General features: G+C 62.8%; 20 protein-coding genes. 19 read left to right on the top strand and 1 reads right to left on the bottom strand.

Features of this window, described 5'->3' with window-relative positions:
• Position 1: 1 nt before the first annotated feature.
• Genes CO657_RS13175 through murB form a run of 8 tightly spaced genes read left to right on the top strand, consistent with a single transcriptional unit; the run spans position 2 to position 10,168 of the window.
• Positions 2-1,519, top strand: a complete 1,518-nt coding sequence (locus tag CO657_RS13175; RefSeq protein ID WP_054182682.1) for a UDP-N-acetylmuramoyl-L-alanyl-D-glutamate--2,6-diaminopimelate ligase — start codon at positions 2-4, stop codon at positions 1,517-1,519.
• On the top strand, positions 1,516-2,955 hold the full coding sequence (locus tag CO657_RS13170) for a UDP-N-acetylmuramoylalanyl-D-glutamyl-2,6-diaminopimelate--D-alanyl-D-alanine ligase (protein WP_054182683.1): 1,440 nt from the start codon (positions 1,516-1,518) through the stop codon (positions 2,953-2,955). Before CO657_RS13175 ends, CO657_RS13170 begins: the two co-directional genes overlap by 4 nt.
• Positions 2,956-2,977: 22 nt before the next feature.
• Positions 2,978-4,078 (top strand): phospho-N-acetylmuramoyl-pentapeptide-transferase, encoded by a 1,101-nt coding sequence (mraY, locus tag CO657_RS13165; RefSeq protein WP_003593357.1) that lies wholly within the window; start codon positions 2,978-2,980, stop codon positions 4,076-4,078.
• A 7-nt stretch (positions 4,079-4,085) separates the two neighbouring features.
• The gene (murD, locus tag CO657_RS13160; protein ID WP_054182684.1) at positions 4,086-5,498 is read left to right on the top strand and encodes a UDP-N-acetylmuramoyl-L-alanine--D-glutamate ligase; all 1,413 of its coding nucleotides are present in this window, start codon (positions 4,086-4,088) and stop codon (positions 5,496-5,498) included.
• Position 5,499: 1 nt separating this feature from the next.
• Positions 5,500-6,654, top strand: a complete 1,155-nt coding sequence (gene ftsW / locus CO657_RS13155; RefSeq protein WP_003565051.1) for a putative lipid II flippase FtsW — start codon at positions 5,500-5,502, stop codon at positions 6,652-6,654.
• A gap of 6 nt (positions 6,655-6,660) precedes the next feature.
• Positions 6,661-7,785, top strand: a complete 1,125-nt coding sequence (gene murG, locus CO657_RS13150) for an undecaprenyldiphospho-muramoylpentapeptide beta-N-acetylglucosaminyltransferase (RefSeq protein WP_054182685.1) — start codon at positions 6,661-6,663, stop codon at positions 7,783-7,785.
• On the top strand, positions 7,782-9,197 hold the full coding sequence (gene murC / locus CO657_RS13145) for a UDP-N-acetylmuramate--L-alanine ligase (RefSeq protein ID WP_054182686.1): 1,416 nt from the start codon (positions 7,782-7,784) through the stop codon (positions 9,195-9,197). The genes murG and murC overlap by 4 nt, the downstream gene beginning before the upstream one ends.
• The gene (gene murB, locus CO657_RS13140; protein WP_003593364.1) at positions 9,194-10,168 is read left to right on the top strand and encodes a UDP-N-acetylmuramate dehydrogenase; all 975 of its coding nucleotides are present in this window, start codon (positions 9,194-9,196) and stop codon (positions 10,166-10,168) included. Before murC ends, murB begins: the two co-directional genes overlap by 4 nt.
• Positions 10,169-10,172: 4 nt before the next feature.
• Here murB and CO657_RS13135 read toward each other — a convergent pair whose 3' ends face one another.
• The gene (locus tag CO657_RS13135; protein ID WP_054182687.1) at positions 10,173-11,102 is read right to left on the bottom strand and encodes a UDP-glucose 4-epimerase family protein; all 930 of its coding nucleotides are present in this window, start codon (positions 11,100-11,102) and stop codon (positions 10,173-10,175) included.
• Between the two features lie 206 nt (positions 11,103-11,308).
• Here CO657_RS13135 and aqpZ point away from each other — a divergent pair, with 206 nt between their 5' ends.
• The 11 genes from aqpZ to CO657_RS13080 all read left to right on the top strand — a co-directional run bounded on the left by aqpZ (position 11,309) and on the right by CO657_RS13080 (position 22,821).
• Positions 11,309-11,995 (top strand): aquaporin Z, encoded by a 687-nt coding sequence (aqpZ, locus tag CO657_RS13130; protein ID WP_003593367.1) that lies wholly within the window; start codon positions 11,309-11,311, stop codon positions 11,993-11,995.
• 295 nt (positions 11,996-12,290) lie between these two features.
• A complete protein-coding gene (locus CO657_RS13125; protein WP_054182688.1) occupies positions 12,291-13,217 on the top strand; it encodes a D-alanine--D-alanine ligase in 927 nt (308 codons plus the stop codon).
• A complete protein-coding gene (locus CO657_RS13120; RefSeq protein ID WP_054182689.1) occupies positions 13,205-14,137 on the top strand; it encodes a cell division protein FtsQ/DivIB in 933 nt (310 codons plus the stop codon). The genes CO657_RS13125 and CO657_RS13120 overlap by 13 nt, the downstream gene beginning before the upstream one ends.
• Complete coding sequence (gene ftsA / locus CO657_RS13115) at positions 14,134-15,465, top strand: cell division protein FtsA (protein ID WP_003565034.1); 1,332 nt, start codon at positions 14,134-14,136, stop codon at positions 15,463-15,465. Before CO657_RS13120 ends, ftsA begins: the two co-directional genes overlap by 4 nt.
• Positions 15,466-15,520: 55 nt before the next feature.
• A complete protein-coding gene (gene ftsZ, locus CO657_RS13110; protein WP_012558365.1) occupies positions 15,521-17,236 on the top strand; it encodes a cell division protein FtsZ in 1,716 nt (571 codons plus the stop codon).
• Positions 17,237-17,496: 260 nt separating this feature from the next.
• Positions 17,497-18,453 carry a UDP-3-O-acyl-N-acetylglucosamine deacetylase gene (gene lpxC, locus CO657_RS13105; RefSeq protein WP_054182690.1) on the top strand — a complete coding sequence of 319 codons (957 nt, stop codon included), beginning with the start codon at positions 17,497-17,499 and terminating at the stop codon, positions 18,451-18,453.
• A 244-nt stretch (positions 18,454-18,697) separates the two neighbouring features.
• Complete coding sequence (locus tag CO657_RS13100; RefSeq protein ID WP_197283880.1) at positions 18,698-19,567, top strand: outer membrane protein assembly factor BamD; 870 nt, start codon at positions 18,698-18,700, stop codon at positions 19,565-19,567.
• 5 nt (positions 19,568-19,572) lie between these two features.
• Complete coding sequence (recN, locus tag CO657_RS13095) at positions 19,573-21,246, top strand: DNA repair protein RecN (protein WP_003593378.1); 1,674 nt, start codon at positions 19,573-19,575, stop codon at positions 21,244-21,246.
• A gap of 76 nt (positions 21,247-21,322) precedes the next feature.
• Positions 21,323-21,850, top strand: coding sequence for a DUF6886 family protein (locus CO657_RS13090; RefSeq protein WP_003593380.1), 528 nt, complete (start codon positions 21,323-21,325; stop codon positions 21,848-21,850).
• 186 nt (positions 21,851-22,036) lie between these two features.
• Positions 22,037-22,324, top strand: a complete 288-nt coding sequence (locus CO657_RS13085) for a type II toxin-antitoxin system TacA family antitoxin (RefSeq protein ID WP_003593382.1) — start codon at positions 22,037-22,039, stop codon at positions 22,322-22,324.
• On the top strand, positions 22,321-22,821 hold the full coding sequence (locus CO657_RS13080; protein WP_054182692.1) for a GNAT family N-acetyltransferase: 501 nt from the start codon (positions 22,321-22,323) through the stop codon (positions 22,819-22,821). Before CO657_RS13085 ends, CO657_RS13080 begins: the two co-directional genes overlap by 4 nt.
• Positions 22,822-22,877: the final 56 nt, after the last annotated feature.

Genomic DNA, 22,877 nt, shown 5'->3' with positions numbered 1-22,877 from the left:
AATGAATATCGACGCCGATTCGCGAGGGGTGGACCGGCTTCAAGAGAGAAAAGTGCATTCGATGAAATTGCGAGACCTGGCCGGAGATCAGTTTCCGGAAATTGAAGCACAGCTCGAAGGCCCGGCAGGCTTGCTTGATATTTCAGGCCTGTCTTCGGATAGCCGCCATGTGGCGCCGGGCAATGCTTTCGTCGCTGTCGCCGGCACCAAGGCGGACGGCGCGGGCTTCATCGCCGATGCTGCCGGCCGAGGTGCCGCCGTTGCGATTGCTTCCCAGGCCGTCGAGGCTTCCATCCCGGTGCTTGCGGTCAAGGAGCCGCGCCGTTTCCTTTCGATCGCCGCTTCGCGCTTCTTCGGCAGGCAGCCAGAGACCATGGTCGCCGTCACCGGCACGGCGGGCAAGACCTCCGTCGCCTCCTTCGTCAGGCAGATCTGGGCGCATGCCGGCCATGCGGCGGCGATGATCGGCACGACCGGCGTCGTTTCGCCGACACGCAACGAATATGGTGCGCTGACGACGCCGGATCCGGTATCGCTGCACAAGCTGCTCGCCGAACTTGCCGGTGAAGGTGTGACGCATGCGGCGATGGAGGCTTCCAGCCACGGCCTCGACCAGAGCCGGCTCGACGGCGTCAAGCTTGCCGCCGCTGCCTTCACCAATCTCGGCCGCGACCACATGGATTATCATCCGACTGTCGAAGCCTATATGGCCGCCAAGATGCGGCTTTTCCAGCTGCTGCCGAAGGGTGCGCCGGCGGTGATCTTTGCCGATGATCCGTGGTCGGCGCAGGCGATCAAGGCTGCTGCGGATGCCGGTCATGATGTACGCACCGTCGGGCGCAAAGGCGATTACCTCACCTTGAAACGTGTCGAGCACTTCCGCCACAAGCAGACTGCCGAGATCCATATCGACGGCGAGATCTTCGAGGTGGATATTCCGCTGGCCGGCGATTTCCAGGTGGCCAACGCCCTGGTCGCGGCAGGTCTTGCCATGTCGACCGGAGTCGAGCCGAAAGTTGCGATGGCCGCGCTCGAGAAACTCGTCGGCGCGTCCGGCCGTCTCGAACTCGTCGGCCATACGAAAGACGGCGCGCTCGCCTATGTCGACTATGCCCATAAGCCGGACGCGCTGGAAAACGTGCTGGGCTCGGTTCGGCCCTTCACCACCGGCCGCGTCGTCGTCGTCTTCGGCTGCGGCGGCGACCGTGATCGCGGCAAACGGCCGATCATGGGCGAAATCGCCTGCCGACTTGCCGACGTCGTCATCGTCACCGACGACAATCCGCGCTCGGAGGAGCCGGCCGCAATCCGGGCGGAGATCATGGCGGCAGCATCCGGCGCCTCGGAAATCGCCGATCGCGCTAAGGCGATCCGCGAGGCTGTGGGCATGCTGCGATCCGGCGATACGCTGATCGTCGCCGGCAAGGGGCATGAGGAAGGGCAGACGATCGGCAGCGTTACCCTGCCGTTCTCCGATCATGCGGAGGTGCGCAAGGCTTTGGAGGAACTGCAATCTTGAGCTGGCTCTGGACGACCGAAGATATGATCGCAGCTATGGCGGGGCGCCCCTTCGGCACTCTGCCCGAAGGCATCACCGGCATTTCCATCGACAGCCGCTCGATTGCTCCAGGCGAGGCCTTCTTCGCGATCAAGGGCGACCGTGTCGATGGTCACGACTACGCATCGATGGCGATGGCGAACGGCGCCTCCCTTCTCGTCGTCAGTGAGGCGAGGCTTCCCGCCATGGGCCGCCTGACGGTGCCGATGATCGTCGTGGAAGACGTGCTCGCCGCCCTCGGCCGGCTCGGCCTTGCGTCGCGCCAGCGCTCCAGGGCCCGGATCATCGCGGTGACGGGATCCGTGGGAAAAACGACCACCAAGGAAATGCTGCGGCACGTGCTGTCGCCCTCCGGCAAGGTGCATGCCTCTGTCGCCTCCTTCAACAATCATTGGGGCGTGCCGCTGACACTGGCGCGCATGCCTGACGATACGGATTACGGGGTTTTCGAAGTCGGCATGAACCATCCCGGCGAAATCCGGCCGCTGGTTGAGATGATCCGTCCCGATGTCGCGATCATCACGACGATCGCGCCGGCCCATCTCGGCAATTTCAAGAACATCAAGGAGATCGCTGCCGCCAAAGCGGAGATCTTCGAGGGGCTGGAACCGGGCGGCCATGTCGTGCTCAACCGCGACAACGACCAGTTCAACTTCCTCGACCGAACCGCGCAGTCGCTCGGGATCGAGCATATTCATTCCTTCGGCCAGCATGCCAAGGCCGAATTCCGCCTCGCCGAATTCAACGGCGCCGACGAGAATTCGACGCTGTGGCTGACGATCGGCGGTGAGACGCTGGAAGTCGCGATCGGCGCGCCCGGCCGCCATATCGCCGAGAATGCGCTTGCAGCGCTCGGGGTCGTCAGGATCGTCGGCGCCGACATGGAAAAGGCGATCGCAGCGCTGGCGACGCTGAAGCCGGAAAAGGGCAGGGGCAAGCGCCACCGGCTTTCGATCGGCAGCGGCAGCGGCAGCTTCACGCTGATCGACGAAAGCTACAACGCCAATCCGGCTTCGATGCGGGCGGCGATCGCACTGCTGGCGGGCTCCGAGCCGACCAGCCGCGGACGCCGTATCGCCGTGCTGGGCGACATGCTTGAAATGGGCGAGTATGCGCAGAAGGTCCATACCGATCTCGTAGTGCCGCTGCTTGCAGCCGGCATCGAACATGTCTGGCTTGCCGGCGCAGAGATGGCTGCGCTCAAGGAATCACTGCCGGAAAGCGTCCATGTCGAATATCGCGAGAACACCGGCGAATTGACGGATTATGTATTGAACTCGGTCGCGCCAGGCGACGTGTTGATGGTGAAATCGTCTCTGGGCATCGGTTTCGGCAAGATCGTTGCCGCGCTCCTTGACAAGTTCCCGCCATTTTCCGACACGCAACGCGAATTTTGATCGGGTAAACAAGGGGCCCTGAATGCTGATCTGGCTTGTCGAACTGTCGGAATATTTCAAATTTCTGAACCTGTTCAGATATATTACCTTCCGTACAGGCGCTGCTCTCTTCACCTCAGCCCTGATCGTCTTCCTGTTCGGACCGACGATCATCAATTCGCTGCGTATCCGGCAGGGCAAGGGTCAGCCGATCCGCGCCGACGGGCCCCAGACCCATTTCAAGAAGGCCGGCACGCCGACCATGGGCGGGCTGATGATCCTTGCCGGCATCGTCGGCGCGTCGCTGCTCTGGGCCGATCTTTCCAACGTCTATGTCGTCGCCACGCTGCTGGTGACACTCGGCTTCGGGGCGATCGGCTTTTACGACGATTATCTCAAGGTCACCAAGCAGAGCCATATGGGCTTTTCCGGCAAGGCGCGTCTCGGCATCGAATTCGTCATCGCCGGCATCGCCGTCTATTTCATGATGCGCACCGCGCTTGCCTCGGGCGTTGCCGGTTCGACCTTCGGCTCGTCGATTGCCTTTCCTTTCTTCAAGGACTTCATGATCAATATCGGCATCATGTTCGTCGTCTTCGGCGGCTTCGTCATCGTCGGCGCCGGCAATGCCGTCAACCTGACCGACGGCCTTGACGGGCTTGCTATCGTGCCTGTCATGATCGCCGCCGCCTCCTTCGGCGTCATTGCCTATCTCGCCGGCAATGTGGTGTTTGCGAACTACCTGCAGATCAATTTCGTGCCCGGCACCGGCGAGCTCGCCGTCGTTCTCGGCGCCGTTATCGGCGCCGGCCTCGGCTTTCTCTGGTTCAACGCGCCGCCGGCCGCCATCTTCATGGGCGATACCGGCTCGCTCGCACTCGGCGGTACGATCGGCACTGTTGCCGTCGCCACCAAGCACGAGATCGTCATGGCGATCATCGGCGGCCTCTTCGTCATGGAGACGCTTTCCGTCATCATCCAGGTCGGCTTCTTCAAGATGACCGGCCGGCGCGTCTTCCTGATGGCGCCCATCCATCACCACTTCGAGAAGAAGGGCTGGACCGAAAGCCAGGTGGTGATCCGCTTCTGGATCATCGCCGTCGGCCTTGCCATGCTCGGCCTCTCGACGCTGAAGCTGCGGTGAGGCGGCGATGATCCCGGTCACGACGCTCAAGGACAGGAAGGTCGCGCTCTTCGGGCTCGGTGGCTCAGGCCTTGCCACCGCCCGGGCCCTGGTTTCAGGCGGCGCCGAGGTGACCGCCTGGGACGACAATCCCGACAGCGTCGCCAAGGCTTCCGCCGAAGGCATCCGCACCGAGGACCTGCACAGCATCGACTGGAGCCAGCAGGCGCTGTTCGTGCTCTCGCCCGGCGTGCCGCTCACCCATCCGAAGCCGCACTGGACCGTCGATCTTGCGCGCGCCGCCGGCGTCGATATCGTCGGCGATGTCGAGCTCTTCGTGCGCGAGCGCCGCGCCCATGCGCCGGATTGCCCGTTCATCGCCATCACGGGCACCAACGGCAAGTCGACGACGACGGCGCTGATTGCCCATATCCTGAAATCCGCAGGCTACGATACGCAGCTCGGCGGCAATATCGGCACCGCGGTTCTGACGCTCGATCCGCCGAAGGCCGGGCGTTATTACGTCGTCGAATGCTCCTCCTACCAGATCGATCTGGCGCCGACGCTGAACCCTTCCGCCGGCATCCTGCTCAACCTGACGCCCGATCATCTCGACCGTCACGGCACGATGCAGCATTACGCCGATGTCAAGGAACGGCTGGTCGCCGGCAGCGATGTGGCGATCGTCGGCGTCGACGACAGCCATTCGGCTCTGATTGCCGACCGCGTCGAGCGGGCGGGTGTCAAGGTGGTGCGCATTTCGCGCCGCAGCGTGGTGGCGTCAGGCGTTTATGCCGAGGGCACCAGGCTCATTCAGGCCGCCGGCGGCGCCATGCTGCCCTTCGCCGATCTCGATGGCATCCAGACGCTGCGCGGCAGCCATAATGCGCAGAACGCCGCCGCCGCTGTGGCCGCCTGTCTTGCCGTCGGTGTTTCCGCCGACGATATAAGCGCCGGCCTTGCCTCGTTCCCCGGCCTCAAGCACCGCATGCAGCCGGTGGGGCAGCGCGGCCGCGTCGTTTTCGTCAATGATTCCAAGGCGACCAATGCCGATGCTGCGGCACCGGCGCTTTCGAGCTATGATCGCATCTACTGGATCGCCGGCGGCCTGCCGAAATCAGGCGGCATCACCACGCTCGCTCCCTATTTTCCGCGCATCGCCAAAGCCTATCTGATCGGTGAGGCGGCGGCGGAATTCGCAGCGACGCTCGGCGAGGCCGTGCCTTACGAGATCTCGGGCACGCTGGAGCGCGCGGTCGTGCATGCGGCAGCCGATGCCGAGCGCGACGAGGCCGCCACTTCGGCCGTCATGTTATCCCCGGCTTGCGCAAGCTTCGATCAGTATAAGAATTTCGAAGTCAGGGGTGAAGCCTTCGTCGGACACGTGGCAGCGCTTGACGGGATTGCGATGCTGATCGGTTCGGCAACAGGAGAGAAATGACATGGTAAGCCGCGCGGAACGTGGGCCTCTGGCCGATTGGTTCTGGACCATCGACCGCTTCTTCCTGGCGATGTTCATCTTCCTGATGGGCATCGGCTTCATGCTGTCGTTCGCGGCGTCTCCCGCGGTTGCCGAGCGCATCGGGCTCGAGCCCTTCCACTTCGTCAAGCGCCATGCGGCCTTCATGATCCCTTCGATCTCAGTCATGCTCGGACTATCGTTCCTGACGCCTCGGCAGGTGCGGCGAACGGCGATCCTGCTCTTGATCATCTCCCTCGCTATGATGGTGCTGGTGCTGTTCGTCGGGCAGGAGGTCAAGGGCGGCAGGCGCTGGATCTGGATTGCTGGCCTTTCCATCCAGCCGTCGGAATTCATGAAGCCCGCCTTCGTCGTGGTTTGCGCCTGGTTGTTTGCCGAACATGCGCGCCAGCCGGAGATTCCCGGCAATCTCTTCGCCATCATCCTGTTTGCCATCGTCGCCGCCCTGCTCGTCGCGCAGCCCGACCTCGGACAGACCATCCTGACCACGGCCGTCTGGGGCGGGATGTTCTTCATGGCCGGCATGCCCTGGATATGGATCATGCTGCTCGGCATCGGCGGCGCCGGCGGCCTGCTCAGCGCCTATTACGTCTTCCCGCACGTCGCGCTGCGAATAGACAAGTTCATGACCGGCGAGGGCGACACATTCCAGATCGACACGGCGCGCGAGGCGATCATCCGCGGCAGCTGGTTCGGCCAGGGACCGGGTGAGGGCATCGTCAAACGCATCATCCCGGATGCGCATACCGACTTCATCTTCTCGGTCGCGGCCGAGGAATTCGGCATCGTCTTCTGCATGGCGCTGGTGGCGCTGTTTACCGTGCTGGTGCTGCGCGGCCTCTCACATGCCTATCGTGAGCGCAACGACTTCAACCGCTTCGCCGTTGCCGGCCTGGTGCTGCAGATGGGCATCCAGTCGATCATCAATATCGGCGTCAACCTCGAGCTGCTGCCGGCAAAGGGCATGACGCTGCCGCTGATTTCCTACGGCGGCTCGTCGATGGTGGCGATCTGCGTCACCGCCGGCTTCATTCTGGCGCTGACGCGCCATCGACCGGAAAAACGTGCGCAGGACCGGAGCCTTTTCCGCGTCCCGCACGGCATGCCGGCGGAGTAAAAGGCCATGAGCAAAGGCATCGTGCTGCTTGCCGCCGGGGGAACCGGCGGCCATGTGTTCCCGGCGGAGGCGCTGGCCTTCAAGCTGAAGGAGCGCGGCTACTCGGTGCATCTCGTCACCGACAGCCGGGCCGAGCGCTATGCCGGCAAGTTCCCGGCCGAAGAGATCCATGTCGTGCCGTCGGCGACGATCGGCTCGAAGAACCCGGTCGCTGTCGCCCGCTCGCTGTGGACGCTGTGGAGCGGCATGCGGGCGGCAAAGAAGCTGATCCAGCGGCTGAAGCCCGTCATCGTCGTCGGTTTCGGCGGTTATCCGACAGTGCCGCCGCTGCTTGCCGCCACAAGGCTTGGCGTGCCGACGATGATCCACGAGCAGAATGCGGTGATGGGCCGTGCCAACAAGGCCTTGGCGACCCGCGTGCAGGGTATCGCCGGCGGTTTCCTGCCGGAGGGGGGCGGCGCCTTCCCGGAGAAGACGGTGACGACGGGCAATCCGGTCCGCCCGGCAATCATCGCTGCCGCCGAGGTGCCTTACACGCCGTCTCATCCCGGCGAAGCCTTCAATCTTGTCGTCTTCGGCGGCAGCCAGGGCGCGCAATATTTCTCCAAGGCGCTGCCGACGGCGATCAGCCTGCTCGACGACGCGCTGCGTCTGCGACTGCGCATCACCCAGCAGGTGCGTCCCGAGGATATGGAAATGGTCGGCGGCTGCGTCGCTAAGCTGGAGATGGGGGCCGATATCGCGCCTTTCTTCACCGATATGGCCGAGAGGCTGGCGAAAGCCCATCTCGTCATTTGCCGCTCGGGCGCCTCGACGATTTCGGAGATCTCCGTCATCGGCCGGCCGGCGGTGCTGGTGCCTTACCCCCACGCTCTCGATCACGACCAGGCGGCGAATGCGGCAGCGCTGGCTGCGACCGGCGGGGCGAAGGTGATCGCCCAGTCGGAGCTTTCGCCGGAGAAGATCGCGGCGATCCTGACGGCTGTGATGAACGATCCGGAAAAGCTTTCGCATATGGCAGCGGCGGCGAAACTCGCCGGGAAACCCGATGCCGCGAACTTGCTTGCCGACATGGTTGAGGCTATTGCCGCCGGACGGACAATTGCGGAATTGAAGAGGACACGCGCATGAAACTGCCGAAGGCGATCGGCCTCGTTCATTTCATCGGCATCGGCGGCATCGGCATGAGCGGCATTGCCGAAGTGCTGCACAATCTCGGCCACAAGGTGCAGGGATCCGATCAGGCCGACAGCGCCAATGTCCAGCGCCTGCGCGACAAGGGTATCGAAGTGTTCGTCGGCCACCGGGCAGAGAACCTGGGTGATGCCGAAGTCGTCGTCGTTTCGACGGCGATCAAGAAGAGCAATCCGGAACTGATCGCCGCGCGCGAAAAGCTGCTGCCGGTGGTGCGCCGCGCCGAAATGCTTGCCGAACTGATGCGCTTCCGCAATGCGATCGCCATCGGCGGCACGCATGGCAAGACGACCACCACGTCGCTGGTCGCAACCCTGCTCGAAGCCGGCGGGCTCGACCCGACCGTCATCAACGGCGGCATTATCAATGCCTACGGCACCAATGCCCGTATGGGCGAGGGTGAGTGGATGGTGGTCGAGGCCGACGAATCCGACGGCACCTTCCTGAAGCTCCCTGCCGATGTCGCCGTCATCACCAATATCGACCCGGAGCATCTCGACCATTACGGCAATTTCGACGCCGTGCGCGCCGCCTTTAGGCAGTTCGTCGAGAACGTGCCGTTTTACGGTTTCGGCGTCATGTGCCTCGACCATCCCGAGGTGCAGTCGCTGGTCGGCCGCATCGAGGATCGCAAGATCATCACCTATGGCGAGAACCCGCAGGCCGACGTACGCTTCAAGAATGTGCGCATCGATGGCACACGCTCGATCTTCGACGTCGAAATCCGCCGCCGCCGCACCGGCCAGGTGATCGAGCTCAAGGGGCTGGTCATGCCGATGCCGGGGCGGCATAATATCTCCAACGCGACGGCGGCGATCGCCGTTGCCAACCGGCTCGGCATATCGAGCGCCGATATCGCCAAGGGACTTGCCTCCTTCGGTGGCGTCAAGCGCCGTTTCACGCTGACCGGCGAATGGAACGGGGTGCAGATCTTCGACGATTACGGCCACCATCCGGTCGAGATCAAAGCGGTGCTGCGCGCTGCCCGCGAAGCCTGCAAGGGGCGCATCATCGCGGTCCACCAGCCGCACCGCTACAGCCGCCTGGCAAGCCTGTTCGAGGAATTCGCCGCCTGCTTCAACGATGCCGACAGCATTTTCCTGGCGCCGGTCTATGCGGCAGGTGAAGATCCGATCGCGGGGATCGATTCCGTGTCGCTGGTCTCGCGGATAAAATCCGGCGGCCATCGCGACGCCCGCTTTCTGAACTCGGCGGAGCTTCTGCCGCAGATGGTTGCGGAGGTTGCAAAGCCCGGCGATTTCGTGGTTCTGTTGGGGGCTGGGAGCATCACATCCTGGGCGGCGGCGCTGCCCAAGCAACTGGAAGGCCTATCGGGAAAGTCCGTATGAAACAGGTGAATGGGGAAAAGCTTCTCGCGTCTCTCGGAGACGGTGTAAAGGATATCCGCGGTCGCATCACGCCGGATGCCCCAATGGACCGCGTCACCTGGTTCAGGGCAGGCGGCCTCGCCGAGCTGATGTTCCAGCCGCATGATATCGACGATCTCGTCGCCTTCCTGAAAATCTTGCCGGAAGAGGTGCCGCTGACGGTGATCGGCGTCGGCTCCAACATCCTGGTGCGCGACGGCGGCATTCCCGGCGTCGTGCTGCGCCTGTCCGCCAAGGGCTTCGGCTTCGTCGAGCTTGCCGGCGAAAACCGCATTCTGGCCGGCAGCATCTGCCCCGATAAACATGTGGCGGCGATGGCGATGGATAACGGCATCGGCGGCTTTCATTTCTTCTACGGTATTCCGGGCAGCATCGGCGGCGCAGCGCGCATGAATGCCGGGGCCAATGGCGTGGAGACGCGCGAGCGGCTGATCGAGGTCAACGCGGTCGACCGCAAGGGCAACAAGCACGTGCTGTCCAATGCCGAGATGGGCTATTCCTATCGTCATTCGACCGCATCCAGCGAGCTGATCTTCACCTCCGTGCTGTTCGAAGGCTATCCGGAAGAGCGCGCCCAGATCCGCGCCGAGATGGACGCCGTGCGCAATCACCGCGAGACGGTGCAGCCGGTGCGCGAAAAGACCGGCGGCTCGACCTTCAAGAACCCTGCCGGCCATTCGGCCTGGAAGCTGATCGACGAGGCGGGCTGCCGCGGTCTCGTCATCGGCGGAGCGCAGATGTCGTCGCTTCACTGCAACTTCATGATCAATATGGGGCAGGCGACCGGTTACGATCTCGAATATCTCGGCGAACAGGTGCGCCGCGAGGTCTTCGAGAAAGAGGGCATCAAGCTCGAATGGGAAATCAAGCGGCTCGGCGTCTTCATGCCCGGCCGCGAAGTGCGCCCGTTCCACGGCGTCACCAGCGAATAGCTTTTTACTTCACGGCAAGCTTCAGACCTTCGCGCGGCGTGACGATGGGCGACCAGCCGAGCACGTCGCGGGCGTGGGATATGTCGACCTGCAGGGAACCGCAAAGACGCTGGTAGACGGCGTCTTTTCCCGTCAATTTTGCGCCCAGCTGCAGCAAGGCGGGGGGGAAGGGGAGCAGCATCGGTTTGAGACCCAAGCCTGCGGCAATGCCCTCGATGAGCCCGGGCGTGGAGAGATCTTCTCCGTCGCCTGCGAGAAAGGTTTGGCCGGTCGCATCCCGATGCGTCATGGCCGTGACGATCAGGTCGACGAGATTTGGAAGCGCAACCAGTGTGCGGTGGTTCTTCAGCGACGCGAAGGGGAGCGGTATCTTCTTCCGGACAAGTCCGACGAGCAGGGCGAAGTTGCCCCTGGCGCCAGGCCCGTAGACGAGGGGCGGGCGAATGACGACGACTTCCATGCCTGTTCGGGCTGAGATTTCATGCAGGCCGATTTCGCTTTCCAGCTTCGAAACGCCATAGGGATCGAGCGGCATCGGCGTATCGTCGTGGCGGAAGGGCCGTTCGGTTTCTTCACCATTGACTTTGATGCTGCTGATGAAAACGAACCTTTTTACCCCGGCGCGTGCGGCCTGCTCGGCGAGATTGAGCGTGGCGGCGGTGTTGATCCGGCGGAATTCCGTCAGAGGATCGGCCGCGCGGTCATTCATGATGTGCACCCGGGCGGCGAGATGGACAACGACGTCGACACCGTCGAGCGCGGCCGTCCAGTCCGTTTCGCTGGATATCTCGATGGGGAAATGCCGCATCTCTGCCGGAAAGCCGGCGGCTGCGGATCGCGTCGTCACCCGAACCTCCCACAGCCTCTCGCCATGCAGTCTTTCGACGAGAGGCCCGCCGACAAAGCCGGCCGCGCCGGTGATGAGGCATCGCATGATATGTTCCCCGCTTGACCTTGAGTGCTCCGGTTAGCCGGAAGTGCCGAGCGCATCAATAAAAAAGCCGCGCTGGCTGTGTTCCTCGGATACACAGTTTCTCGATCCTTGCGCGAAGCTTGCCGCAGCATTTGCAGCCAGCTTGACCGGACTCGAATTGTGGCAGATTCACTATGAACTCTCTGGTTGAGATATAGGAGGCGCGCATGCAAAAGAGTCTTGTTGCGGAGTTTCTCGGCACGTTCTGGCTTGTCTTTGGTGGATGCGGCAGCGCCGTCCTTGCCGCGGCCTATCCCGAATTGGGCATCGGTTTTGTCGGGGTGGCCTTTGCATTCGGCTTGACCGTGCTCACCATGGCCTATGCCGTGGGCGGTATTTCGGGCGGTCACTTCAACCCGGCCGTCTCCCTCGGCCTGACGGTCGCCGGACGGTTTCCTGCCGCACGCCTGCTTCCCTATATCGGCGTCCAGCTTGTCGGCGCCGTCGCCGCGGCCGCGCTGCTTTATCTCATTGCCAGCGGCAAGGCGGGTTTCGAACTCGGCGGCTTTGCCGCCAACGGCTATGGCGATCATTCCCCGGGCGGTTATTCGCTGCTTTCGGCACTGCTGATCGAAGTGCTGCTGACCATGTTCTTCCTGATCATCATCCTCGGATCGACCAGCAGCAGGGTGCCTGCGGGCTTCGCACCGCTTGCGATCGGCCTCGGGCTGACGCTGATCCATCTCATCTCCATCCCGGTGACAAATACCTCGGTCAATCCGGCGCGTTCCACCGGTCAGGCGCTTTTCGTCGGCGGCTGGGCATTGCAGCAGCTCTGGCTGTTCTGGATTGCACCGCTTGCTGGCGGGGCGCTCGGCGGCCTGGTGTGGAAGGTTCTCGACGACGCCGACTGACTGCAAGACTTGAGGTTATCTCTTTGAGCCCGCGTGGTTTTTCCATGCGGGCTTTTCTGATTTGACAGATCGGCTGGGGTGTCCGCCCTGACACTTCGAAGACGTGAAGCTTCGAAAAATCAAGTGCGCGGCACGGACAAATGCCGCGCCTGGGAAGAAGAAGTTAACGAAAGTAAACACTTCATTAACCATAATGATGCTCTAATGCATGCAGGTCGGACAAAGGCCCGAAACGGCGCAGACAGCTTCGCGCAAGCGTCGATTTCGACAATAAAAGTTATTTTTGGGGGTGTTGATGAGTCGCAAGCATGTCGCTGTCCTGATGGGCGGATTTTCCTCGGAACGGCCTGTCAGCCTTTCCTCGGGAAAGGCTTGCGCAGAAGCCCTCGAAGCGGAAGGCTTCGACGTGACGCGCATCGATGTGGCGCGCGATGTTTCGGAAAAGCTTGCCGCCTTGAAGCCCGACGTGGTCTTCAATGCGCTGCACGGCCCCTTCGGCGAGGACGGCACCATTCAGGGCATCCTCGAATATCTCGAGATCCCTTATACGCATTCGGGCGTGCTTGCCTCGGCGCTGGCAATGGACAAGGACAAGGCGAAGCTTGTTGCTGCCGCTGCCGGCATTCCGGTCGCCGAATCGCAGGTCATCAACCGTTTCGCCTTTCCCTCGACGCATCCGATGAAGCCGCCCTATGTGGTGAAGCCGGTGCGGGAAGGGTCGAGCTTCGGCGTCGTCATCGTTACGGAAGATCAGGCGCATCCGCCGCAAATCGTCAGCTCGTCCGAGTGGCGCTACGGCGAGGAAGTGCTTGTCGAGCGCTATGTCTACGGCCGCGAACTCACCTGCGGCGTCATGGGCGAGACTGCGCTCGGCGTCACCGAGGTGGTGCCGCAGGGACACAATTTTTATGATTACGATTCCAAGTATGCAGCGGGCGGTTCAAAACACGTCATCCCGGCAAAAATTTCACCGAATATTTACCAAAAAATACAAAGATTGGCCCTAAGGGCGCATCAGGCAATCGGTTGTCGCGGCGTCAGTCGGTCCGACTTTCGTTACGACGATCGTTTCACCGAAGACGGCGAAATCATCTGGCTGGAAGTCAATACCCAGCCAGGCATGACTCCAACCTCGCTTGTGCCCGAAATGGCCGGTCATGCCGGTTATTCCTTTGGTGAGTTTCTCCGGTGGATGGTGGAGGACGCGTCTTGTTTGCGTTGACAGTCAAGAGGATAGGGCGCCCCAGCCATCATGCCGTGCTTCCGGCCATGGAAGCCGAAGAGCGATTCGTCCTGCCGCGTCCGCTGCGCCGCGTTACCCGTTTCCTCATCAGCCTCGGCAGCGGCCGCATCTACATCCCGGCCCATGCCGGCACGATCTCGGCGCTGGCTTTCCTGGCCGCGACCGGGCTTTACGGCATGTCGCTCGGCGGCCACACCGAAGCCGTTGCGCAGGCGACGACGACGGCGGCGGGTTTTGCGATCGAGGACGTGAAGGTCTCCGGCAATTCGGAGACGTCTGAAATCGAGATCCTGCAACTGATCGGCCTCGACGGCACGACCTCGCTGGTCGCCCTCGACGTCGATGCCGCCCGCCGGAAGATCGCCCATCTTGCCTGGGTCGAAAGTGTCGAGGTTCGCAAGATCTATCCGAAGACGATCGAGGTGAAGCTCAAGGAGCGTCAGGCCTATGCGATCTGGCAGCACGGGCAGGAGCTTTCGCTGATCGAAAAGAACGGCAGCGTCATTGCGCCGCTGCGCGACAATAAATTTTCGTCGCTGCCGCTCGTTGTCGGCCGCGATGCGGAAACGGCAGCGGCGTCGCTCGACGAGGCCTTCTCGAAGTGGCCCGACGTCAAGGCTCGCGTGAAGGCCTATGTCTGGATATCAGGCCGTCGCTGGGACCTGCATATGGATAACGGCGTCGTCGTCAAATTGCCGGAAGACGGTATCGACCAGGCGCTGGCGACGCTTTCGAAGTTCGACAAGGAGCACCAGCTCCTGGAGCGGGACATTGCCGCGGTCGATCTCAGGCTGTCCGACAGAACCGCGATCCAGCTGACGCCGGAGGCGGCAGTCCGCCGTCAGACGGCTGTGACGGAGCGCACCAAGGAATTGAAGAAGGCGGGGCAGAATATATGAGCTTGTTCGGTTCATCCCATTTCGGATTGCCGCGCCTGAAGCCGCTTTCGTCGAAGCGGTCGCATGTCGTTTCGGTGCTCGACATCGGCTCGACCAAGGTCGTCTGCATGATCGGCCGGCTGACGCCGCGCGAGGAAAGCCAGATCCTGCCGGGCCGCACGCACAATATCGAGATCATCGGCATCGGGCACCAGCGGTCCCGCGGCATCAAGACCGGCGTGATCGCCGATCTCGACGCGCTGGAAGGCGTCATTCGCCTCGCCGTCGACGCGGCGGAGCGCATGGCCGGGCTGACTGTCGAGAGCCTGATCGTCAATCTGACGGCCGGCCGCCTCGGCAGCGACATTTACACAGCCACAATCGATCTCGGTGGCCAGGAAGTCGAACTCAACGATCTGAAGAAGGTGCTGTCGGCCGCCTGCCAGCAGTCGCTGCGCCAGGACCGTTCGGTGCTGCATTCGCTGGCAACCGGCTTTTCGCTCGACGGCGAGCGCGGCATTCGCGATCCGCTGGCAATGTATGGCGATGCGCTCGGCGTCGATATGCATGTGGTCACCGCCGAGCGCTCGGCGCTGAAGAACCTCGAGCTCAGCGTCAACCGCGCGCACCTGTCGGTCGAGGGCATCGTCGCGACGCCCTATGCATCGGGCCTCGCCGCTCTCGTCGATGACGAAGTCGAACTCGGCTGCGCGGCGATCGACATGGGCGGCGGCACCACGACGATCTCGGTCTTTGCCGAAGGCAAGCTCGTTCATACGGATGCCGTCGGCCTCGGCGGCCATCATGTGACCACCGATCTCGCGCGCGGCCTTTCGACCCGTATCGAGGATGCGGAGCGGCTGAAGGTCGTGCATGCCACGGCCCTTTCGAATTCCTCCGACGAGCGCGAGCTGATTTCGATTCCGCCGATCGGCGAGGATGATCGCGACCAGCCGTCGCAGGTGCCGCGGGCGCTGGTCTCGCGCATCGTTTCGGCCCGAATCGAAGAAACAATGGAACTGATCCGCGACCGCATTCAGCGCTCCGGCTTCAGCCCGATCGTCGGCAAGCGTGTCGTCCTGACCGGCGGCGCGAGCCAGCTGACCGGCCTTGCCGATGTGGCGCGGCGCATTCTTGCCCGCAACGTCCGCATCGGCCGCCCGATGGGCGTCTCGGGACTGCCGACGGCGGCCAAGGGCCCGGCCTTTTCGACGGCCGTCGGCCTGATGATCTATCCGCAAGTCGCGGACATGGAGACACATGCGTCACAGAGCGGTCTGCTCATGTCGCTGGGTGGAAATAACAGCCGCATAGCCCGGATGGGCCAGTGGCTGAAGGAAAGCTTCTGAAATTGAGTGATTGGCCGGCGTGGCGATGCGGCCAGAGAGAGAAGGAACAGGTACCATGACCATCAAGCTGCAAAAGCCTGACATCACAGAGCTGAAGCCGCGCATCACCGTATTCGGCGTTGGCGGCGGTGGCGGCAACGCCGTCAACAACATGATCACTGCCGGTCTCCAGGGCGTCGACTTCGTCGTCGCCAACACGGATGCCCAGGCGCTGACGATGACGAAGGCGGAGCGGGTCATCCAGCTCGGCGCCAACGTCACTGAAGGCCTCGGCGCCGGTTCGCAGCCGGAAGTCGGCCGCGCGGCCGCCGAAGAGTGCATCGACGAAATCATCGATCACCTGAACGGCACGCATATGTGCTTCGTCACCGCCGGCATGGGCGGCGGCACCGGCACGGGTGCAGCGCCCGTCGTCGCACAGGCCGCCCGCAACAAGGGCATCCTGACGGTCGGCGTCGTCACCAAGCCTTTCCATTTCGAAGGCGGGCGCCGCATGCGCCTGGCGGAGATGGGCATCCAGGAACTGCAGAAGTCTGTCGACACGCTGATCGTCATTCCGAACCAGAACCTCTTCCGCATTGCCAACGACAAGACCACCTTCGCCGACGCCTTCGCGATGGCCGACCAGGTTCTCTATTCGGGCGTTGCCTGCATCACCGACCTGATGGTGAAGGAAGGTCTCATCAACCTCGACTTCGCCGACGTCCGCTCGGTCATGCGCGAAATGGGTCGCGCGATGATGGGCACCGGCGAAGCCTCCGGCTCCGGCCGCGCGTTGCAGGCCGCCGAGGCCGCGATCGCCAACCCGCTGCTCGACGAAACCTCGATGAAGGGCGCCCAGGGCCTGCTGATCTCCATCACCGGCGGTCGCGACCTGACCCTCTTCGAAGTCGACGAAGCCGCGACCCGCATCCGCGAGGAAGTCGATCCCGACGCCAACATCATCCTCGGCGCCACCTTCGACGAATCGCTTGAAGGCATCATCCGCGTCTCGGTCGTCGCAACCGGCATCGATCGGGCGATCAGCGAAGCCGCCGAGCGCAACGTTCAGCCGGTCGCAAGGCCTGCTATCCGTCCCTCCGCGGCTGTTGCTCCGGCAGCGGCCGCAGTTCAGCCTGCCCCCGTGATGCAGGCACCGAAGGTGGTGGATCCGATCGCGCAGACCATCCGCGAAGCCGAGATGGAACGCGAACTCGAATTCCCGGCCCCGCGTGCCAGCGCCCCGGTACAGCAGCCTGTGGCACAGCAGGAAACCTTCCGTCCGCAGAGCAAGATCTTCGCGCCTGCGCCGGAAGCTCCCGTCATGCGTCCTCAGGTACAGCAGCAGGCTCCGGCGCCCGTGATGAGCCAGCCGGTGATGAGCCAGCCCGTCCAGCAGCAGCCGGTCCGGCAGGAGCCGATCATCCGCCAGGCGCCCGAGCCGATGCGCATGCCGAAGGTCGAGGATTTCCCGCCGGTCGTCCAGGCCGAACTCGACCACCGCACGCAGCCGGCTGCCGCGCATGCAGCGGAAGAGCGTGGTCCGATGGGCCTGCTCAAGCGAATCACCAATTCGCTCGGCCGCCGCGACGACGAAGCCGTTGCCGCCGACATGACTGCCGCACCGCCGGCCGCTTCGCAGCAGCGCCGTCCGCTGTCGCCTGAAGCAAGCCTCTACGCACCGCGTCGCGGCAACCTCGACGACCAGGGTCGGGCGGTTCCGCAGGCCCGGATGATGCAGGAAGACGACCAGCTGGAAATCCCGGCATTCCTGCGTCGCCAGTCGAATTGAGCGGCTGAATCAGCACCGTTCATGCCCGGGACCAAGGTCCCGGGCATTGCTGTTTTTCAGTCGGTGATTCGCAAGCGATTTCAATCGTGTGACTTCGTAACAAAGCGAAAGAAACAGTGATTTGGATTGGAGCGCCGGGGCACGTAAGTATGATGCAAGGAAACTGCCCCACGAGTCCTTCTAAAGGCTCGTTGTACAGAATGAACGATAACCGCGCCGATTGGGCAGACTGCCGGTGCGGAAGAATAAAGGCAGAATTTATGGCAATTGGCTTGCTGGGTTTTCAAACGACGGTATCGCGTCCCGTGACGCTTTCGGGCATCGGAGTCCATTCGGGCGCTAACGTCTCGATCACGCTGAACCCGGCCGAATCGGATACCGGCGTCATTTTCCAGCGCATGCATGCCAATGGCGATATCACCGAACTCAAGGCCGTCTCCTCGCAGGTCGGCAATACCGACCTCTGCACCGTGCTTGGCTTCTCGCCCGCCCATTCGGTCGCGACGATCGAGCATGTGATGGCGGCGATCTATGCGCTCGGCCTCGACAATGTGGTGATCGAGGTGCAGGGCTCCGAAATGCCGATCATGGACGGCAGTTCGCTGCCCTTCGTCGAGGCTATCGAGCAGGTTGGCCTGGTCTCGCTCGGCGTCAAGCGCCGCTATATCCGTATCACCAAGCCGGTGCGAATCGAGCATGGCGGCTCCTGGAGCGAATTCCGTCCCTATGACGGCACGCGCTTCGAAGTCGAGATCGATTTCGACTGCCCGCTGATCGGCCGGCAGAAGTGGGCCGGCGACATGACCGCGGCCGTCTTCAAGGCCGAGCTTTCCCGCGCCCGCACCTTCGGCTTCATGCGCGATGTCGAGCGTCTCTGGGCCTCGGGCCACGCGCTCGGCTCCTCGCTCGAAAATTCCGTCGTGATCTCGGACGACAATACCGTCATCAACGTCGAAGGGCTGCGTTACGCCAAGGACGAATTCGTCCGCCACAAGACGCTCGATGCTGTCGGCGATCTATCGCTTGCCGGCGCCCCGTTCATCGGCTGCTACCGTTCCTATCGCGGTGGCCATAAGATGAATGCCAATGCGCTGAAGGCGCTGCTCGCCGATCCCTCCGCCTATGAGGTTGTGGAGACGTCGACACCGCGCCAGCGCGTCGCCGCCCGCGAACTGATCGCGGTCAGCGCTTCGGAATTCGCTCCCTGGTCGGCATGACCTCCAGCACATTCTCAAGACCAGGCCGCCTCTTTCCCGGAGGCGGTTTTTTTATGTCCGCCTGGTCAGATGCTTTCCTGTCACAGGTCGGGGAAGAAGAGGAAAAGCCGGTCATTCCCCGGCCGCTGCCACAAAAATGCGTTAATGCCTTATCATTGCGTTGCTCTTGATGCACATTTATGGCTAGAAACGCCAGCGAGGCGTGGCTGCCGTGGAGCGAGCGGCGGCAGTGGGGTTCTTTCGAATGGGTTATGCAGGATCTGACGGTATGATGAAGACAGCGCGTGCTTTGTTCGCATCGCTTCTGGTGCTCAGCGCAGGCGCCTCGATATCCGGTTGCCAGTCGGATCCCGATATCGACATCACCAAGCTCGGCCTCGAAACCGATCCGCCGGATGTGCTCTACACCCAGGGCCTTGCCAACATGAAGGTCGGCAACATGGCGGAAGCGGCGCGCAAGTTCGACGCCATCGACCGCGAGAACCCGTTCTCCGAATGGGCGCGCAAGGCGCTTGTAATGAGCACCTTCGTCAAATACCGCCAGGGCCGCCTGGACGATGCGCTTACATCCGGCAACCGCTACATGTCGCAATATCCGAAATCGCAGGATGCGGCCTATGTGCAGTATCTCATCGGTCTCACCTATTCCAAGCAGATCGTCGACGTGACCCAGGATCAGCGCGCCTCGGCCAAGACGATCGAAGCGATGCAGGCCGTCATCGACAATTATCCGAACTCCGAATATGTCGACGACGCGCAGGCCAAGATCCGCTTTGCGCGCGACCAGCTCGCCGGCAAGGAAATGCAGATCGGCCGCTACTACATGGAGCGGAAGGAATATCTCGCCGCGATCTCGCGCTTCCGTATTGTCGTCGAGAAATATCCGAATACGAACCAGATCGAAGAGGCCTTGGCGCGTCTCGTCGAGGCTTATTACGCCATGGGCATCGTCGACGAGGCGCAGACGGCGGCTGCCGTCCTCGGTCACAATTATCCCGACAGCCAGTGGTACGCCGATTCCTACAAGCTGCTGCAGACCGGCGGTGCCGAGCCGCGTGAAAACAAGGGCTCGTGGATCGCTGCGGCAGGCAAGAAACTCCTGCTCGGTTCCTGAGGCCAATGCTGATCCAGCTTTCGATCCGCGATATCGTCCTGATCGAGCGGCTGGATCTTGCCTTCGAGACCGGCCTCTCCGTGCTGACCGGCGAGACCGGAGCGGGCAAATCCATCCTGCTCGACAGCCTGTCACTGGCGCTCGGTGGGCGCGGTGATGGCGACCTGGTGCGCCACGGCGAGGACAAGGGCCAGGTGACGGCGGTGTTCGACGTCGGCATGGACCACGGCGCCCGCAAGCTGCTGCGTGAAAACGGCATCGACGACGAGGGCGACCTGATCTTCCGGCGCCAGCAATCGGCGGACGGGCGCACCAAGGCCTATGTCAACGACCAGCCGGTCAGCGTGCAGCTGATGCGCCAGGCCGGCCAGATGCTGGTCGAAATTCACGGCCAGCACGACGACCGCGCCCTTGTCGACACCAATGCCCATCGTACTCTGCTCGATGCCTTCGCCGGTCTCACCGATGAGGTCTCGGAGGTTTCCCGGCTGTATCGTCTGTGGCGCGACAGCGAGCGGACGCTGAAGAAGCACCGCGAGAAGGTGGAAGGTGCGGCGCGCGAAGCCGACTACCTCCGCTCGTCCGTCGAGGAGCTCGAGAAGCTCTCGCCGCAGGATGGGGAGGAGGACGAACTCGCCGATCGCCGTCAAAAAATGATGAAGGCCGAGCGAATCGCCGGCGATATCGCAGAGGCGTCCGAGTTCCTCAACGGCAATGCCTCGCCAGTGCCTCATATCGCCTCGCTGGTGCGCCGGCTGGAGCGCAAGAGCCATGAGGCGCCGGGCCTGCTTGAAGACACCGTGACGCTGCTTGATGCCGCGCTCGACCAGCTTTCCAACGCGCAGATGGAAGTCGAGGCAGCGCTGCGCAAGACCGAATACGATCCGAGGGAACTGGAGCGGGTGGAGGAGCGGCTTTTCGCGCTCAGGGCGGCCTCGCGCAAATATTCCGTGCCCGTCACCGAACTGCCGGCTCTTGCGGTCCGCATGATCGCCGATCTTGCCGACCTCGACGCGGGCGAGGAGAGGCTCGCCCGGCTCGAAGCCGAAGTCGGCCTGGCGCACGAAAATTACGATGCGGCGGCGCGCTTGCTCTCCGACAAGCGCCATCACGCCGGCACCGCACTGGCTGCGGCCGTCATGACGGAGCTGCCGGCGCTGAAGCTCGAACGCGCCCGTTTCATGGTCGAGATCAGCACGGATGCGCAGGAGGCGCTCGCCGAAGGCATCGACGTCGTCGAGTTCCATGTTCAGACCAATCCTGGCACGCGGCCGGGCTCGATCATGAAGGTTGCCTCCGGCGGCGAGCTGTCGCGTTTCCTGCTGGCGCTGAAGGTGGCGCTCGCTGATCGGGGATCGGCCCCGACGCTCGTTTTCGACGAAATCGATACCGGCGTCGGCGGGGCCGTCGCCGATGCGATCGGCCAGCGGCTGAAGCGGCTGTCGGAGCGGGTGCAGGTGCTGTCGGTCACGCATGCGCCGCAGGTCGCCGCGAGAGCGGCGACGCATCTTCTGATCTCCAAGGGGCCGGCCGCCGAGGGATCCGAAAAGATCGCCACGCGGGTGGCGACGATGGCGCAGAAGGACCGCACCGAGGAGATCGCCCGGATGCTGGCCGGGGCTTCGGTGACCGAAGAGGCGAGGGCGGCGGCGAAGCGGCTGCTCGCCGGCAACGGCTGATTTTCCAGCCGCCGGCGGTGACAAAGATTCCGCTTCGCGTTATGCGCATCATTCCGAACATCGGCGATCCGGTGCCATGCGCCTTTTCCATTTCAGCGATGATCCCGATATTGCGGTGTTCGAGCCACGGCCAGTCCGTGTGCCCTCGATGCGCCCGGCAAGCCAGGAATGGCTGAACGGCCCGCTCGTCTGGGCGATCGATGGTGAACATGACTTCATGTATCTCTTTCCGCGTGATTGCCCGCGCATCCTGATATGGGCGACGCCCGAGACGCCGGAGACCGAGCGGCGGCAGTGGCTCCGAGATTTCCGGGCTGCGGCCTATGTCGAGCGCCATTGGCTGGAACGGCTCGAGGCGGAGACCATCCATCGTTATGAGATGCCGGCTGAGGACTTTGAGGATTTGGCTGATGCTGGCATGTGGGTCTCTCGCAGACGCGTCGTTCCGATGGAGAGGATCGCCATGGTCCGGCTCGATCGGGAGTTTGCGCTGCGCTGTGTGGAGTTGCGGGTTGTCGATAGCCTGCGGCCGCTGAAGAGCCTGTGGAACACTCGCCTGCATGTCAGCAGTATCCGGCTGCGCAATGCGACGGATTGGGATTAGAGCGGGCAGGGCGATCCGTTTGGCGCGAACGCTGACCCCACCCTCCCTCATTCCTGTGACAGGCACAGGAATGAGGGTGGAGAGGTGAATGCTCCAACAACGGTCCGAGAGAGGTTTCGTCCTTGGCATTTTCATCCTTGCCTTTGTCCGGCGTTTTACCGTACAATTCGAGAAAGGAGAAAATCCATGCCCCAGCAAAACAGCCGCACGACCCGATTGGAAGCCCGCATCAGTCCGGAGGCGTTGGCGGTCGTCAAGCGAGCTGCCGAGATGGAGGGGCGCAGCCTTAGCGATTTCGTTGTCTCTGCGGCACAGGACGCGGCGCGGCGGACGATCGAGGAAAACCAGCTTATCCGTCTGTCAATCGAGGATCAGTCGCGTTTCGTCGACATGCTGCTCAACCCGCCGGAGCCGACAGATGCGCTGAAACGCGCCAAAACGGCTCATGACGCCGTCATTCGGAAAGCGCAGTGACGGTGCAATTCACAATCGAGGGCTTGAATTCCGGGCATGACCGCAAAAGCTTTGTTTGCGGCGTATTCGTGCTGGACCGCTATTTGAAGGAGCGGGCAGGACAAGATATCAAACGCCGCGCCGCGCTTTGCTATGTCGCCTGTCCGGAGGGTTCAGCTCGCATCGCCGGATATTATACGCTTTCGGCCGGAGACGTGGCATTGAAGGATATTCCCGAAGACAAGGCTCGCCGCCTGCCGCCTTATCCGGCCATTCCCGTTGCACGCATCGGGCGGCTGGCGATCGACAAAGATTTCCAAGGCAGGCGACTTGGCGCAGCTTTGTTATGGGACGCCGCAAGCCGTGCCTTGCGTTCGGAACTGGGCGTTTTTGCTTTGGCCGTAGACGCGAAAGACGAGCAGGCTGCCGCTTTCTATCGGCATTTCGGATTTATTGCTTTCGACACGAAGCCCTTGCAGCTTTTTCTTCCGCTGGCGACCGTGGCGAAATTGATCTGATCTTTCGCGTCATCCCTGATGTTCGACTTCGGGCCTCTCTTTTCATCCGGCGATTT

The organism is Rhizobium acidisoli (genome assembly GCF_002531755.2).
GTDB classification, from domain to species: domain Bacteria; phylum Pseudomonadota; class Alphaproteobacteria; order Rhizobiales; family Rhizobiaceae; genus Rhizobium; species Rhizobium acidisoli.
Note: the sequence above shows the minus strand (reverse complement) of the source record. Positions and strands in the feature narration are given on the sequence as shown.

What these genes read in the sequence shown, in the direction of transcription:
- CO657_RS13175 (WP_054182682.1), top strand. Translation starts at nt 2, where the DNA reads ATGAATATCGACGCCGATTCGCGAGGGGTGGACCGGCTTCAAGAGAGA.
- mraY (WP_003593357.1), top strand. Translation starts at nt 2,978, where the DNA reads ATGCTGATCTGGCTTGTCGAACTGTCGGAATATTTCAAATTTCTGAAC.
- murD (WP_054182684.1), top strand. Translation starts at nt 4,086, where the DNA reads ATGATCCCGGTCACGACGCTCAAGGACAGGAAGGTCGCGCTCTTCGGG.
- ftsW (WP_003565051.1), top strand. Translation starts at nt 5,500, where the DNA reads ATGGTAAGCCGCGCGGAACGTGGGCCTCTGGCCGATTGGTTCTGGACC.
- murG (WP_054182685.1), top strand. Translation starts at nt 6,661, where the DNA reads ATGAGCAAAGGCATCGTGCTGCTTGCCGCCGGGGGAACCGGCGGCCAT.
- murC (WP_054182686.1), top strand. Translation starts at nt 7,782, where the DNA reads ATGAAACTGCCGAAGGCGATCGGCCTCGTTCATTTCATCGGCATCGGC.
- murB (WP_003593364.1), top strand. Translation starts at nt 9,194, where the DNA reads ATGAAACAGGTGAATGGGGAAAAGCTTCTCGCGTCTCTCGGAGACGGT.
- CO657_RS13135 (WP_054182687.1), bottom strand. Translation starts at nt 11,102, where the DNA reads ATGCGATGCCTCATCACCGGCGCGGCCGGCTTTGTCGGCGGGCCTCTC.
- aqpZ (WP_003593367.1), top strand. Translation starts at nt 11,309, where the DNA reads ATGCAAAAGAGTCTTGTTGCGGAGTTTCTCGGCACGTTCTGGCTTGTC.
- CO657_RS13125 (WP_054182688.1), top strand. Translation starts at nt 12,291, where the DNA reads ATGAGTCGCAAGCATGTCGCTGTCCTGATGGGCGGATTTTCCTCGGAA.
- ftsA (WP_003565034.1), top strand. Translation starts at nt 14,134, where the DNA reads ATGAGCTTGTTCGGTTCATCCCATTTCGGATTGCCGCGCCTGAAGCCG.
- ftsZ (WP_012558365.1), top strand. Translation starts at nt 15,521, where the DNA reads ATGACCATCAAGCTGCAAAAGCCTGACATCACAGAGCTGAAGCCGCGC.
- lpxC (WP_054182690.1), top strand. Translation starts at nt 17,497, where the DNA reads ATGGCAATTGGCTTGCTGGGTTTTCAAACGACGGTATCGCGTCCCGTG.
- CO657_RS13100 (WP_197283880.1), top strand. Translation starts at nt 18,698, where the DNA reads ATGGGTTATGCAGGATCTGACGGTATGATGAAGACAGCGCGTGCTTTG.
- recN (WP_003593378.1), top strand. Translation starts at nt 19,573, where the DNA reads ATGCTGATCCAGCTTTCGATCCGCGATATCGTCCTGATCGAGCGGCTG.
- CO657_RS13090 (WP_003593380.1), top strand. Translation starts at nt 21,323, where the DNA reads ATGCGCCTTTTCCATTTCAGCGATGATCCCGATATTGCGGTGTTCGAG.
- CO657_RS13085 (WP_003593382.1), top strand. Translation starts at nt 22,037, where the DNA reads ATGCCCCAGCAAAACAGCCGCACGACCCGATTGGAAGCCCGCATCAGT.